At 40.7% G+C, this 13,631-nt stretch carries 12 protein-coding genes and 1 riboswitch; of the genes, 4 read left to right on the plus strand and 8 right to left on the minus strand.

Features of this window, described 5'->3' with window-relative positions; genetic code table 11:
• Nucleotides 1-76: 76 nt before the first annotated feature.
• Complete coding sequence (locus EDC41_RS06415) at nucleotides 77-700, minus strand: DUF2057 family protein (RefSeq protein WP_020831265.1); 624 nt, start codon at nucleotides 698-700, stop codon at nucleotides 77-79.
• Nucleotides 701-837: 137 nt separating this feature from the next.
• On the opposite strand from EDC41_RS06415, the gene corC reads away from it, so the two are divergent.
• Nucleotides 838-1,737: a CNNM family magnesium/cobalt transport protein CorC gene (gene corC, locus EDC41_RS06420; protein ID WP_006249295.1), complete on the plus strand. Its 900-nt coding sequence runs from the start codon at nucleotides 838-840 to the stop codon at nucleotides 1,735-1,737.
• A gap of 58 nt (nucleotides 1,738-1,795) precedes the next feature.
• Nucleotides 1,796-3,304, plus strand: a complete 1,509-nt coding sequence (gene lnt / locus EDC41_RS06425) for an apolipoprotein N-acyltransferase (protein WP_006249294.1) — start codon at nucleotides 1,796-1,798, stop codon at nucleotides 3,302-3,304.
• A 45-nt stretch (nucleotides 3,305-3,349) separates the two neighbouring features.
• On the opposite strand, the gene ribH is transcribed toward lnt, so the two are convergent.
• The 4 genes from ribH to ribD all read right to left on the minus strand — a co-directional run bounded on the left by ribH (nucleotide 3,350) and on the right by ribD (nucleotide 7,164).
• Nucleotides 3,350-3,814 carry a 6,7-dimethyl-8-ribityllumazine synthase gene (gene ribH / locus EDC41_RS06430; RefSeq protein ID WP_006249293.1) on the minus strand — a complete coding sequence of 155 codons (465 nt, stop codon included), beginning with the start codon at nucleotides 3,812-3,814 and terminating at the stop codon, nucleotides 3,350-3,352.
• A 205-nt stretch (nucleotides 3,815-4,019) separates the two neighbouring features.
• Nucleotides 4,020-5,219: a bifunctional 3,4-dihydroxy-2-butanone-4-phosphate synthase/GTP cyclohydrolase II gene (locus EDC41_RS06435; RefSeq protein WP_006249292.1), complete on the minus strand. Its 1,200-nt coding sequence runs from the start codon at nucleotides 5,217-5,219 to the stop codon at nucleotides 4,020-4,022.
• A gap of 18 nt (nucleotides 5,220-5,237) precedes the next feature.
• Complete coding sequence (gene ribE / locus EDC41_RS06440; RefSeq protein WP_006249291.1) at nucleotides 5,238-5,885, minus strand: riboflavin synthase; 648 nt, start codon at nucleotides 5,883-5,885, stop codon at nucleotides 5,238-5,240.
• 181 nt (nucleotides 5,886-6,066) lie between these two features.
• Nucleotides 6,067-7,164: a bifunctional diaminohydroxyphosphoribosylaminopyrimidine deaminase/5-amino-6-(5-phosphoribosylamino)uracil reductase RibD gene (gene ribD, locus EDC41_RS06445; RefSeq protein WP_031192886.1), complete on the minus strand. Its 1,098-nt coding sequence runs from the start codon at nucleotides 7,162-7,164 to the stop codon at nucleotides 6,067-6,069.
• A 175-nt stretch (nucleotides 7,165-7,339) separates the two neighbouring features.
• Nucleotides 7,340-7,458, minus strand: a riboswitch (FMN riboswitch).
• A gap of 203 nt (nucleotides 7,459-7,661) precedes the next feature.
• Here ribD and lon point away from each other — a divergent pair.
• Complete coding sequence (gene lon / locus EDC41_RS06450) at nucleotides 7,662-10,064, plus strand: endopeptidase La (protein ID WP_006249288.1); 2,403 nt, start codon at nucleotides 7,662-7,664, stop codon at nucleotides 10,062-10,064.
• Nucleotides 10,065-10,197: 133 nt separating this feature from the next.
• On the opposite strand, the gene ilvY is transcribed toward lon, so the two are convergent.
• The gene (ilvY, locus tag EDC41_RS06455) at nucleotides 10,198-11,088 is read right to left on the minus strand and encodes an HTH-type transcriptional activator IlvY (protein ID WP_006249287.1); all 891 of its coding nucleotides are present in this window, start codon (nucleotides 11,086-11,088) and stop codon (nucleotides 10,198-10,200) included.
• A gap of 1 nt (nucleotide 11,089) precedes the next feature.
• Entirely contained in the window at nucleotides 11,090-12,121 is a 1,032-nt protein-coding gene (locus tag EDC41_RS06460) for a glycosyltransferase family 9 protein (protein ID WP_006250584.1), read from the minus strand.
• A 47-nt stretch (nucleotides 12,122-12,168) separates the two neighbouring features.
• Between EDC41_RS06460 and EDC41_RS06465 the strand changes: the two genes are divergently transcribed.
• Entirely contained in the window at nucleotides 12,169-13,224 is a 1,056-nt protein-coding gene (locus EDC41_RS06465) for a glycosyltransferase family 9 protein (protein ID WP_006249285.1), read from the plus strand.
• 54 nt (nucleotides 13,225-13,278) lie between these two features.
• On the opposite strand, the gene rpmE is transcribed toward EDC41_RS06465, so the two are convergent.
• Nucleotides 13,279-13,491 (minus strand): 50S ribosomal protein L31, encoded by a 213-nt coding sequence (gene rpmE / locus EDC41_RS06470; protein ID WP_006249284.1) that lies wholly within the window; start codon nucleotides 13,489-13,491, stop codon nucleotides 13,279-13,281.
• Between the last annotated feature and the right edge of the window lie 140 nt (nucleotides 13,492-13,631).

The following is a 13,631-nucleotide window of genomic DNA, read 5'->3' on the forward strand; positions in this document are numbered from 1 at the left end:
TCCTTTTTGTTTAGATTGATTTTTGACACTCATATTCTAAACGGGAAACTCTCACTTTTTAGAGTGAATTGTCAGATCAAGTCTGATCTTCTACATTTATATTTTTCTTCGCCCATTCTAAGAAACGTTTTTGGGTGTCTTTATCTGCCTTTCTAAATAAAAGCTGTAATTCTTCTTGTGAAACTTTATTTGTATCCACCACAATTTGTCCTTTTGCTTCAAGAGGTGCCGTCGCAAACTGTTCAACTGAAGCTGTTTTTTTCGCTAAGTTATATTTCGTTAAATTATCTTCAACTCTTGTTTTCGCAAGGAAACCTTCCCCTTTTAAGAAATCTTGTTTATGTGAAATAACCTTACCTGAATCGGTTTTAATTGCCACAGTCTGATTCTCTTGGAATTTACGAAGATCTAACTTTGAATTTAATCTTGGCGTTTCTAATTTTGCATTTTCCGCACTGCCTTGGAAAGTCAAAATGATTTGATCAGAGGTGAAAAAATCCCCTTCAACTGTCCCACCGACTTCCACTACCACTTGATGCGTTTTATTCTCACTCATTTGAACCGAAGTCGTGCCGGATTTAACACGTTGCCCGTCAAAGGCTAAAATGTCCACCATTGATGATGTACTTAACGTCCCGGCCACACTCATCGAACTGACAACTAAGGCTGTTAAACTTAATGCTATTTTGGTTAATTTCATTTCAAACTCCTAAAATATGAAGAAATAAAAAGATTTTTGCTTATCCTATGCTAATTTGAGTGAAAATAGCAATGTTTTATTTGCTTTGTGACTGAATTTGCTTATTATAAGCGTACTTTATTTAAGTGGAACAAACTATGAGTGATGAACAGCAAAGTGTAAACACCACCGAAAAATCAGAAAAAAAATCGATTTTACACTCTCTATTTAGCGGGCTTTTTCAAAACGAGCCTAAAAACCGTGAAGATCTAGTCGAAGTGATTCGAGACTCTGTTGAAAATGAATTGATCGACAGCGACACCAAAGAGATGATCGAAGGAGTAATGGAAATCTCGGAATTACGAGTGCGGGATATTATGATTCCCCGTGCGCAAATTGTGTTTATTGATGCCAATGAACCTTTAGATGTCTGTATTGATTTAATTATTGAATCCGCACACTCTCGTTTTCCGGTGATTCGGGGTGAGAAAGATACTATCGAAGGTATTCTTCACTCTAAAGATTTATTGAAATATTTACGTTCTGACTCTGAACCCTTTAATCTGCAACAGGTATTACGCCCTGCGGTTATTGTACCGGAAAGCAAACGCCTAGACCGAATGCTAAAAGAGTTCCGTTCAGAACGCTTCCATATGGCAGTAGTGGTTGATGAATTTGGTGCGGTTTCAGGCTTAGTCACCATTGAAGACATTCTTGAACAAATTGTGGGTGATATTGAAGATGAGTTTGATGAAGAAGAGGTCAAACCAATTCGCCAGCTTTCAAGACATACTTATGCGGTATTACCGCTCACCGACATCAAAAAATTCAATGAATTTTTTGCTACCGACTTTAATGACGAAGAGGTGGATACCATTGGTGGTTTAGTGATGCAGGCTTTCGGTTATTTCCCGAAACGAGATGAGCAAATTGAGTTAAACGGAATTGATTTTAAAGTCACCTCAGCTAATAGCCGCCAATTGATTCAGCTACGAGTCACACTTTCCGATGAACAGTTAGAGAAAATGGAAAAAACCTCTCCTAACGAAGAAGAATAATATAGTGAGTTTCAATCAAGGCACGTTTCGGCGTGCCTCATTTATTTAGTGAGTTATTATGAATTTTGCAAAAAATCCGCCTTTTTTAACCGCTTGTCTCCTTGCAATCATACTGGGTGCAATCGGCACTTTCGCCTATTCGCCTTTTGATATTTGGATTCTTGCCTTTGCTTCCGCAGCCGGCTTGGTTTGGTCAGCCACTCTGGCAAACAGAAAAACCGCATTATGGGCAACCTTTGCTTGGTCTATCGGCTACTTCTGCACCGGTGTAAACTGGGTTTCTGTGAGTATGACCCAATTTGGTGGTGTTCCTACCATAGTAAGCTACATAGCAGTATTCCTGTTGGCGTGCTATCTCGCTATTTATAATCTGCTGTTTAGTGTAGTTTCACACAGGCTCAAACTGAATAATCCGTTTGCATTGGCTGCGATTTTTACCTTTACCGAATATTTACGAGGCGTGGTATTTACCGGTTTTCCGTGGCTACAATTCGGCTATAGCTTAATAGACAGCCCCTTTGCTGGTATTGCGCCGATTTTGGGCGTTGAAGGTTTGACTTTCTTGGTAATAGTTGCAAGTAGCTATCTAGTGAAAATTATTCAGCAAGAGAACAAAACTGTGCCATCATTGATGGTACTAGCGGTCATTTTTGGCTTAAGTTTTGCCACTCGCTTTCTCCAATTTGTGCAAATTGATACAGAAAAACAACCGCTTGTAGTGAGTTTAGTACAAGGGAATATTGAGCAAAAAATGAAGTGGGATCCGCAACATTTCAACCACAGCGTACGAACCTACGAACAGCTCATTCTGCCCCTATTAGGTAACAGTGAACTGATTATTTTGCCTGAATCCGCCATTCCGGCACTTGAAAATCAAATCAGCCCGCTGCTTGGCTCGCTCGATCACTTAGCTCGCCAACACGGAAGTGAAATTATTATCGGCACACTCTATCAAAATGAGCAAGAGGAACTGTTTAACAGTAGCGTGCTATTAGGCGAAAAAGAGAGGGAATATGCCCTGCACAGCAACCCTCGCTACAACAAACATCACCTTGTGCCGTTTGGCGAATATGTGCCGTTTGGCTCGGTGCTGGATTGGATGCGGGAAGTGTTTATTCTACCAATTAATCTTTCACAAGGCAGTTTCGTTCAACCATCATTCTTGGCGAAAAACAACCGATTTAATATGGCGATTTGCTATGAAATTATTTTTGGTGATCAGTTACAACAAAACCAAAAAAGCCAAAATTCAGATTATTTATTAACTATCACCAATGATGCGTGGTTTGGTTCTTCCATCGGGCCTTGGCAACATTTCCAAATGGCAAGAATGCGAGCGTTAGAACTTGGCAAACCATTGCTTCGAGCTGCGAATACCGGTATTACCGCCATTGTTGATGCCAACGGAAAAGTAATTGAACAACTACCGCAATTTACTGCTGATGCACTAACTGCCACCATTGTGCCAACCAAAGGCGATACGCCGTTTAAACAATTAGGTCACTGGTTAATTTACAGTTTCAGCCTATTTTGTGTCATTGCCAGCCTGTTACTACGCAGAAAATAAAAAAATCCCCTTAGGCTCTTGGGTCTAAGGGGATTTTATCGCTGATTACGCTAAGGCTTTTAATAGGTTCGCCATTTCAATCGCTACCATTGCACACTCTTCGCCTTTATTACCGGCTTTAGTGCCTGAACGCTCAATCGCTTGCTCTAAATTTTCCACCGTTAAAATACCGTTAATAATCGGCACGCCGGTTTCTAAAGCAGAAGAGCTGATGCCTTTTGCTGACTCGTTCACTACCACATCATAGTGGCTGGTTGCTCCACGCACGACCGCACCTAAGCAGATAATCGCATCATAACGACCGCTTTGTGCCATTTTTTTCGCTGCAATTGAGATTTCTAATGCACCCGGCACCCATACGGTGTCGATATTTTTTTCTTCTACGCCGTGACGCAATAATTTATCGGTTGCACCGTTTAACAGTTGATCGATAAAAATCTTGTGCCAGTTAGTTGCCACAATACCGAATTTTAAACCAGTTGCGATGTAGTTTCCTTGAAATGTTGCCATTGTTTGTTTTCCTTCTTTAAAATAAATTTGATACTCAATAACCCTCTCCCCTTGTGGGAGAGGGATAGATTTTTCTTCGTTCAGAAGAAAAATCAGGGAGAGGGGAAATTGCAAACTTTTTCTAAAAAATATACCCTCTCTCTGAAAAATACTTCTGAACGAAGTATTTTTCTGTCTCTCTCCCACAAGGGGAGAGAGTATTGGATTAGAAATTAAACATATGTCGCATTTTGTGCTGTTTAACTTTAAGGTATTCCAAATCGTGTTCGTTTGGCTCAACCATAATCGGCTCACGAGCCACTACGTTTAAACCTTGCTCAATGAGTCCTTCAATTTTTGCCGGATTATTGGTTAACAAACGAATCGATTTTACGCCTAATTTTTCAAACATTTGAGCGGCGATATAATATTCACGCTCATCATCTTTGAAACCTAATGCCAGGTTGGCTTCAACCGTGTCCATTCCTCTATCTTGCAATTCGTAAGCACGCAGTTTATTAATTAAACCGATGCCACGTCCTTCTTGGCGTAAATAAAGCACCACGCCTCTGCCCTCTTGCTCCACTTGGTTCATTGCCGCTGCGAACTGCTGACCACAATCGCAACGTTGTGAGCCAAAGGCATCGCCGGTTAAACATTCGGAATGGATACGGCATAATACATTTTCGCCATCACCAATATCACCTTTAACTAAAGCGACGTGTTCTTTGCCTGAAATAGTTTCAACGAAACTGTGTGCTTTGAACTCACCGTATTTGGTCGGCATTTTTACCACCGAAACCACATTCACCAAGCTGTCGTGTTTTCTACGATACTCTTGTAACTGCTGAATAGTAATAAACGGCATATTGTGTGCTTGTGCAAATGCCTGTAATTCCGGCATCTGCATCATCGTGCCGTCTTCTGCCATAATTTCACAGCAAAGCCCTGCCGGTTTCAAGCCCGCCAAACGAGCTAAATCCACAGTTGCTTCGGTATGACCGTTACGCACTAATACGCCTCCGTCTTTTGCCACTAATGGGAAAACATGCCCCGGACGTCTAAAATCTTCCGGCTTAGCATTTTCATCAAGCATTTTCAGGCAAGTTAATGAACGCTCAAAAGCGGAAATACCGGTGCCGGTTTGAATATGGTCAACAGAAACGGTAAATGCGGTTTGATGATTATCTTCGTTCTCTAGCACCATCGGGTGAAAATTTAATTTTTTGGCAATTTCTGTCGAAATCGGCGTACAAATCAACCCTTTACCATATTTCGCCATAAAGTTGATATTTTCCGGTGTCGCAAATTCCGCTGCACAAATGAAGTCCCCTTCATTTTCACGGTCGGCATCATCGCTGACTAAAATAATTTTCCCTTGTGCAATTGCTTGAATTGCTTCTTCTACCGTTGAAAACTTAAACATTATTTGTCCTTTATTTGGTTAAAACCCTGCATTTTTAAGAAAGTCCGCAGTAATTTTACTTTGCGGATTTTCAGGCTCTTTTTTCAATAAAAACTGTTCGATATATTTGCCGACAATGTCATTTTCTAAATTCACCAAACTACCGATTTTTTTCGTACCGAGGTTGGTTTCCTTAATGGTATGCGGAATAATCGATACCCGGAAAGATTCCGCATCAACATCCACCACCGTTAAACTAATGCCATCAATAGTAATTGAGCCTTTTTCAATGATGTAACGCATTAACTTAGGTTCGGCTTTAATGCGATACCAAGTTGAATTATCTGCTGGTGTAATCTCTGCAACCACACCCGTGCCATCAATATGACCTGACACAATATGCCCACCAAAACGCCCGTTTGCCGCCATTGCCCGCTCAAGATTAACCGAGCTGTTGATACTTAATTCGCCAAGTGATGTACGTTTTAAGGTTTCTGACATAACATCAGCAGTAAATTGCTCCTGCGTAAATGAAGTCACGGTTAAACACACGCCATTTACCGCAATGCTATCCCCTAAATGTACATCGGTCAGAATCTTTTTTGCTTTAACCGTTACCACCACAAACTCGCCTTGTTTCTTAATTTGGGCTATCTGGCCAACTTCTTCGATAATGCCTGTGAACATTTAAATTTTTCTCCGATTTACTTCCAATTTAGTCTGAGAACTGCTTATCTTACTATTCCCCTCTCCCGTTTACGGGAGAGGGAAGATTACACTCATTTTCCCCTCTCTCTGCATAAAATTTCTGAACGAAATTTTATGCTGTCTCTCTCCCGTAAACGGGCGAGAGTAAGGAAATTTCAATTTAATTACGAAGCAAGTCCACTTCATAATCCAACAAAATATCTTCTCCGAGCAATTCGGTGGATTTTAGACGTAATTTAACCGCTTGTGCTAACTCGCCAATCCCCTTGCCACCAATCGGGGTTTTTGCCGCTTTGCCGCCAATCAGTTTCGGGGCAATATAGCAATGTACTCGATTGACTAACCCCTGTTCCAGCACGCTGAAATTGAGTTGCGAACCACCTTCAATCAATAAGCTGTCGATCCCGAGTTCGCCCAGCTTTTGCAAAAGATCGGCTAAATCCACCCGCTTGTCACGTTCGCCTGTCACTAAAATTTCAACACCGCAAGCGGTATATTCTGCCTGCTTTTTTGCATCATTATTGAGCGTAGCAATAATGGTGCGATATTGGCGTGCAGTTTGGACTAGCTGGCTATCCAATGGGGTACGCAGTTGGCTGTCACATACAATCCGCACCGGCTGTTTAGCATTTTCCATTCGGCTGTTGAGCATTGGGTCATCGGCAAGCACCGTTTCCACCCCGACCATAATCGCACTATATTCGTGGCGGCTTTTCTGTACATTAGCTCGGGCAGCCTCGCCGGTGATCCATTTCGAATTCCCCGTATAAGTCGCAATTTTACCATCTGCCGTCATCCCATATTTCAGCAACACATAAGGGCGTTTGGTTTGAATGTAATGGAAGAAAATCGGGTTCAGCGCATCGCACTCCGTTCGCATAAAGTCTTCCACAACCTCAATGCCGGCGGCTCTAAGCTGTGCCGCTCCTTTGCCAGAAACAAGTGGGTTCGGATCTCGAGAGCCGATAAACACTTTTTTGATCCCACGTTCAATCAGCAGTTCGGAACAAGGCGGGGTTCGCCCGTGGTGGCAACAAGGCTCTAAGGTTACATAAGCGGTTGCCCCCGTCAGATCTTCCTCGCAGTTTAAAATCGCATTGCGTTCAGCGTGCCAACTACCGGCTTTTTGGTGATACCCTTCGGCGATAATGTTGCCGTTTTTCACGATCACACAGCCAACTAGCGGATTAGGGCTTGTCCAACCCCGTGCTTTTTCGGCAAGGGTGATGGCATAAGCCATATATTGAACATCTGTCATATGCATTTTGATAAATTGAGGGCGTAATGAAAGGATTATTGCAATACAAGCGGTCGTTTTTAGTAAAAAATTTGCAAACGCCGCCTGCAAAACAATGAAGCCTTGAAATCTCACGACTCAAGGCTTGCAAAAAAGACACAAAAAATGACCGCTTGTGCGGTATTTTTTGCGGTTTTTGACTCTTCTTTCATCCAGACTATACTGTCGGTTTTGGAATTTCACCAAATCCTGCCGATTGCTCGGCTCGCGGACTTTACCGCCGATCGGGAATTTCACCCTGCCCTGAAGATTAAAATATGCAGGGGATTTTGCTCGCATTACGATTTGATGTCAAGCGGGAAATTAAGCTAATTACCCTGATTTTAACAATTGATTAAATCGCCAACATCTACTGTTTTGACTATTCGAGTTTTTTTAAGATAAATCAAATTTTCCCTTGTTTTTCCCAAATTCGCCCTCATAATGGGGGATTATATTTTGATAGAGAGAGCAAATTTATGGCACCAAGAAAAAAGAAAGCGATTGAATTACCACTACTCCCATTGCGTGATGTGGTGGTTTTTCCTTATATGGTTATGCCGTTATTTGTAGGACGTGAAAAATCAATTCAAGCCCTACGCTCGGCGATGGATTCCAATAAACAACTGTTTTTAGTCACTCAGCAAGATCCAAATAAAGAAGAGCCGAATGCAGAAGATATGTATGGCGTAGGTGTAATTGCCAACATTATTCAAATGTTAAACCTGCCGGACGGCACAGTTAAAGTGCTGGTAGAAGGACAAACCCGTGCCAAAATCGAGCAAATTCACGATGATGAAAACGGCTTCTGGGCGGCAATTCAGCCAATATATTCGGAATATGATGACGAAAACGAAGAGTTAAAAGCGATTGCTAAAACCACTTTAACCGAATTTGAAAATTACGTTAAAAATAACAAGAAAATTCCGGCGGAAATTATTGCTAAACTGCAAAAAATCACGTTGGAAGACCGCTTGGCGGATACCATTGCCTCTAACTTAATTGCTCCGGTGAAGAAAAAACAGGAATTATTGGAGCAACCAAATCTGATTGCCCGTTTTGAAGCCTTGTTAATTGCGATGGCAACTGAGATGGATACGCTTGAAACCGAAACTCGGATTCGTAATCGTGTTAAACAGCAAATGGAAAAAAACCAACGTGATTACTACCTCAACGAGCAAATTAAAGCGATTCAAAAAGAGTTAGGTAATGGCGATGACGTTGAACAAAGCGAGTTAGATAAGCTTAAAGAGAAAATTGACGCTGCAAAATTACCGACCGAGGTAAAAGACAAGCTGAATACGGAGTTCAAAAAGCTCAAAGCAATGCCGCAAAGCTCTTCCGAAGCTACCGTTGTGCGTGGTTATATTGACTGGATTTTACAAATGCCGTGGCATAAAAAATCAGCGGTCAAAAAAGATTTAGCCCAAGCTCAAGAGATTTTGGATAAAGACCACTACGGCTTAGAACGAGTGAAAGAGCGGATTGTAGAATACTTAGCAGTGCAAAGTCGTCTAAATAAATTAAAAGGTCCGATTTTGTGCTTAGTTGGTCCGCCGGGGGTTGGTAAAACCTCATTAGGGCAATCTATTGCCAATGCCACAGGGCGTAAATATGTGCGTATGGCGTTAGGTGGCGTGCGTGATGAAGCGGAAATCCGTGGGCATCGCCGTACTTACATCGGCTCAATGCCGGGTAGCCTAATGATGAAAATGGCGAAAGTCGGCGTGCGTAATCCGCTGTTCTTGTTAGATGAAATCGACAAAATGGCTCAAGATATGCGTGGCGACCCGGCTTCTGCTCTGCTTGAAGTGTTAGATCCTGAGCAAAATAAAGCCTTTAACGACCATTATTTAGAGGTGGATTACGATTTATCCGATGTAATGTTTGTGGCAACCTCAAACTCAATGAACATTCCGCCAGCATTGCTCGACCGTATGGAAGTGATTCGTCTTTCAGGCTATACCGAAGATGAGAAAATGCACATTGCTCGTGGTCATTTACTGGCTAAACAGCAAGAAAATAACGGACTAAAAGAGGGTGAGCTGACCATTGAAGACAGTGCAATTTTAAGTATTATCCGCTACTACACCCGTGAAGCAGGCGTGCGTAGCCTTGAGCGTGAAATTGCGAAAATCTGCCGTAAAGCCGTGAAAGCTTTAGTATTGGATAAGAAATTAAAATCCATTACAGTTTCTGAGAAAAATATCGAAGAATACTTAGGCGTAAAACGTTTTGACTACGGCAAAATGGATAGCCAAAACCGCATTGGCGAAGTGACCGGTTTAGCGTGGACAGAAGTTGGCGGTGATTTATTAACCATTGAAACCGCTTCTGTTGCAGGTAAAGGCAAATTCTCTTACACCGGTTCATTAGGCGATGTAATGAAAGAGTCTATTCAAGCGGCAATGGTGGTTGTACGCTCTCGTGCAGAAAAATTAGGCATTGCTGAAGACTTCCACGAAAAACGGGATATTCACGTTCACGTGCCGGACGGTGCAACACCGAAAGATGGTCCGAGTGCAGGGATTGCAATGTGTACTGCATTAATTTCCAGCCTAACAGGTAACCCTGTGCGTAAAGAAGTAGCGATGACCGGTGAAATCAGCTTGCGTGGCAAAGTATTGCCAATCGGCGGCTTAAAAGAGAAATTACTGGCAGCCCATCGTGGTGGTATTACGACGGTGATTATTCCGAAAGAAAATGAAAAAGACTTAGAGGAAATTCCGGAAAATGCAAAAGCAGCGTTGGACATTCACGCAGTAGAAACCATTGACGAGGTACTAGCTCTGGCACTAGAAAACCCGCCAATGGGGATTGAAATCTTGTCAAAAGCCGAGATCAAGGTGAAAAAATCGCGAGCTAAAGCCACAGTGCAATAAAGTGCAATAATCTAAAACAACATAAGGTGCGCAGATCACAATCACGCACCTTATTTTTTATCTGAAAGTTTTATCTACAAGCGGTCGGTTTTGCTCTATTTTTTGCAAAAATTTAGCAAAATCTAACCGCTTGTTATGCTGAATTATCAGACAATAATTGCCAAAATGCGTTGATGATCGGCTCTTGCAAGCGTTTTTGCTGAACGCAAATTCCCAGCTCAAACGGAGTGATCGGCGAGGGTAAATTCACATAAGAAACTTGATTATTCATTGGGCTATGCTTAATCACAATATCCGGTAGCAGTGCGACCCCAAAGCCTAGTGCAACCATCGGCACAATCGCTTCGTGTCCGGAGACGGTAGCATAAATAATCGGGTCTTTGATTTTTTGCTCTTTAAACCAACGGTCAATCCGTTTTCGTACAGGTCCGTTCACCGGCAAAATAAAGGGGATATTTTTCCAATCTATCGGCGACTGTTGCAGAAATTGAGTGGCTTGGCTCGCCACACGAGGGGCAATAATCGAAAGTTGAATATCATCAATATAGTGAAACACAATATTATTCGGCAGAAATTCCGGCTTACCCGCAACCGAAATATCTGCAGCCAATGACTGAACCTGTTCCAATGCCAAAGCCGGATCACCGGTACTCAGTTTAATATCCACTTTCGGATATTTTTGGCGAAACTTTCCCAAAATCGGCGGTAAATGGCTGTAAGAAGCCGTTACCGAGCAGAACACTTTCAACTCTCCTTCTAAATCACCTTGAGCAGGCGACAACTGGTTTTGCAACTGCTGCCACTCTGCCCAACCTTGTTGAGCAAACGCCAAAAACCTTTCCCCTGCTTCAGTTAAACGCACTTGTCGATTATCACGCAGAAACAACGGCTGCCCGAGCTCCTCCTCTATACGCTGAATATGGCGGGTAAGTGTGGAAGCCGTCATATAATTCTTCTCCGCACTGCGAATAAAACTACGGCTTTGGGCTATATCTAGGAAAAGTTTAAGGCTTTGGAAGTCCATATTATTTTAGCCACTCCGGTTTTATTGCAGCAAAATCTAAATCATTCACGCTTTTTCTAAAACGGAGAATATGGGTTTCAGCCTGATTATTCGGATGCCAATGTATAAAATTCTGTTCATCGCTACTGTAAAAAGCAATTATCTTTTTACTCAAGCCTGAGGCAATATGCACGGTTGCAGTATCAGGTGAAATTAATAAGTCCGCAAAACGAATCAGTTCTATTGAATCAAAAACGCTTTTGGTTTTCTCATAGACAAATATATTTTTATACTTCTTAGTAAAGGAACACAATTTTGCCGTTACTTCAGGAAAAGTAAGTAAGACTATCGGTTTATCACTATGCTGTTTTAAGCAACTCAGCAGTTCATTAATTTTCTGCTCACTAAAACGTCTTGCCGAACCTGCACCAAAAAGATTTAACGCAATATAATTTCTAATTTGGTTTTCATATAAATAATGCTTTATGGATTGGTTGCTTGTGGCATTTAGTGGCACATCATACTGAGTTTCTATATTTTCAAACCCGATTAAAGCTAACGCATCTTGATAAATCTCTGAAAAATGCTGTTTTCTATCCTCTACATTTAGATCAAATAATCGATATTTTTGTTTCTGATAACCTACATAATGTTTGGCTGATATAGTGCGTAAAAATAAGAGATCACGATTCCGTAAAGTAACAGTCGGATCGATTACAACATCATACTGCTCTTTTGCAAGTTGTTTGCCACCACGAATATAATCAGGAATACTTTTTGTCTTAACCAAATAGAGCTTATCAATATAAGGATTATTCTCAAATAAATATCGGTTTTTCTGTGAGCAAACCACGCCTATTTGCGTTTGGGGAGACTGTTTTTTTATTTCACGGAAGACAAAGGAACTAACGACATAATCACCAATTTTACCATCGTGACGAAGAAATAGAATTTTATTGGGAATTTCCGATAATATCAGATCAGTATTTTTACTATCTAAAATGGCTTTACCTATCGCCAATCTTGCTTTTCTTAACGTTGCTTTAATATTCATTTTTACTTACTATAACCAATCATTAAAAGAATCAACCTATTATAGAGATGAAATCCTTAGTTATAAAACTTTTTGGTACAAAAAAAGAGAAAAAAACCTTCAAATTTAGCAAAATAGAATCCGTATTACTCAAACCTATCGGAGATGCTATTGGCGATGCTGTTGTGCATATAGCTCATTTGGAGCAAATTAAAAAAGCTCTCCCAAATGTAAAAATAGCGGTTTTAGTTACATCTCGTAACAAATTGATTTTCTCTCAAGCAAACGTGGTAGATATGATCTTAGAAGATAAAGTATCCACTTATCTCTCGCAGCGGGGACATTGGGATCTTTATTTAGATTTCAAACCGACATTTACCACAAAAAGTATTATTTTAGATAGTATTTTAAAGCCTAAATTTATTATTAACTTCGGTAAAAAACAAAAAAGTATTTACAATTTAGATACAGTAAAAAATTACGATTTCACCACTGTCTTTCCAAAGCAGGTTCATTTTGCTGACTATCTCAACTATGCTATTTTTGCTGATTTTTTAGAAAAAAATCAGGTCAATTATAATTTAAACATTCCTAATGAACTAAGCAGTTTTGCAAATACGCTATGGCAAGAGAAGAAAATTCGATTACTATTGAATCCTCAAGGTAGTATGCGTGAAATTTCTACTCAAGAATTATCAGAGCTATTATCTATGATTGATAAAAGATATGTTCAACATATTAGTTGTTTGCTGACCAATACAACCAATAGTGCCGAATATTTGTCGAAAATTAAAGCCCCATTTGAAATAAGCCTAGCACCTAATAGTGATATTTTAGGTTATTGTGCATTAGTAAACTCTGCTGATATTGTAATTGCAGTTGATGGAGGTGGTGTCCATATTTCTTGTGCATTAGGCAAGAAATTGCTCTCATTTTATGCCAATCATCCAGCTAATATTGCACGCTGGTATCCAAAACCTAAGAAAGATGTTGAAACTTTTATGGTGATCGCAGATAAATGGACCGAGGATAATAATGATACTCGAGGTTTTTCTCTGGTAGCTCCTGCAAAATGGTTAAATCACCAATTTGCAAAATTGATAGAAAAATACACCGCTTGTTAATTCGATATATAAGAAAAACAAAACCCCGCATTAGCGGGGTTTGCAATAATCAAATTATTTTGAGCTTGGGATGCTGAAACGTTTGTTAAAGCGTTCAACACGACCACCGGTGTCAACAACACGTTGTTTACCAGTATAGAACGGGTGGCAGTTGCCACATACGTCTAAGTTTAAATCTTTACCCACTGTTGAGCGAGTTTTAACTACATTACCGCAAGAGCAAGTTGCCGTAATTTCTTTATATTCTGGGTGAATACCTTGTTTCATTGGGGAACCTCATAAGAAGCCATATCGCCGCCTATCTTGTTAGAATCTCTACCGCTGATAGGTACCATATGTAATTAATAAAAATGTTGAGCAAATGCTCAACGCCAAAAAGAGTGCGTATTTTAGATAAATTTGTTGCC

This window comes from Mannheimia haemolytica (assembly GCF_004342115.1).
Lineage (GTDB): Bacteria > Pseudomonadota > Gammaproteobacteria > Enterobacterales > Pasteurellaceae > Mannheimia > Mannheimia haemolytica.

What these genes read in the sequence shown, in the direction of transcription:
- EDC41_RS06415 (WP_020831265.1), bottom strand. Translation starts at nt 700, where the DNA reads ATGAAATTAACCAAAATAGCATTAAGTTTAACAGCCTTAGTTGTCAGT.
- corC (WP_006249295.1), top strand. Translation starts at nt 838, where the DNA reads ATGAGTGATGAACAGCAAAGTGTAAACACCACCGAAAAATCAGAAAAA.
- lnt (WP_006249294.1), top strand. Translation starts at nt 1,796, where the DNA reads ATGAATTTTGCAAAAAATCCGCCTTTTTTAACCGCTTGTCTCCTTGCA.
- ribH (WP_006249293.1), bottom strand. Translation starts at nt 3,814, where the DNA reads ATGGCAACATTTCAAGGAAACTACATCGCAACTGGTTTAAAATTCGGT.
- EDC41_RS06435 (WP_006249292.1), bottom strand. Translation starts at nt 5,219, where the DNA reads ATGTTTAAGTTTTCAACGGTAGAAGAAGCAATTCAAGCAATTGCACAA.
- ribE (WP_006249291.1), bottom strand. Translation starts at nt 5,885, where the DNA reads ATGTTCACAGGCATTATCGAAGAAGTTGGCCAGATAGCCCAAATTAAG.
- ribD (WP_031192886.1), bottom strand. Translation starts at nt 7,164, where the DNA reads ATGACAGATGTTCAATATATGGCTTATGCCATCACCCTTGCCGAAAAA.
- lon (WP_006249288.1), top strand. Translation starts at nt 7,662, where the DNA reads ATGGCACCAAGAAAAAAGAAAGCGATTGAATTACCACTACTCCCATTG.
- ilvY (WP_006249287.1), bottom strand. Translation starts at nt 11,088, where the DNA reads ATGGACTTCCAAAGCCTTAAACTTTTCCTAGATATAGCCCAAAGCCGT.
- EDC41_RS06460 (WP_006250584.1), bottom strand. Translation starts at nt 12,121, where the DNA reads ATGAATATTAAAGCAACGTTAAGAAAAGCAAGATTGGCGATAGGTAAA.
- EDC41_RS06465 (WP_006249285.1), top strand. Translation starts at nt 12,169, where the DNA reads ATGAAATCCTTAGTTATAAAACTTTTTGGTACAAAAAAAGAGAAAAAA.
- rpmE (WP_006249284.1), bottom strand. Translation starts at nt 13,491, where the DNA reads ATGAAACAAGGTATTCACCCAGAATATAAAGAAATTACGGCAACTTGC.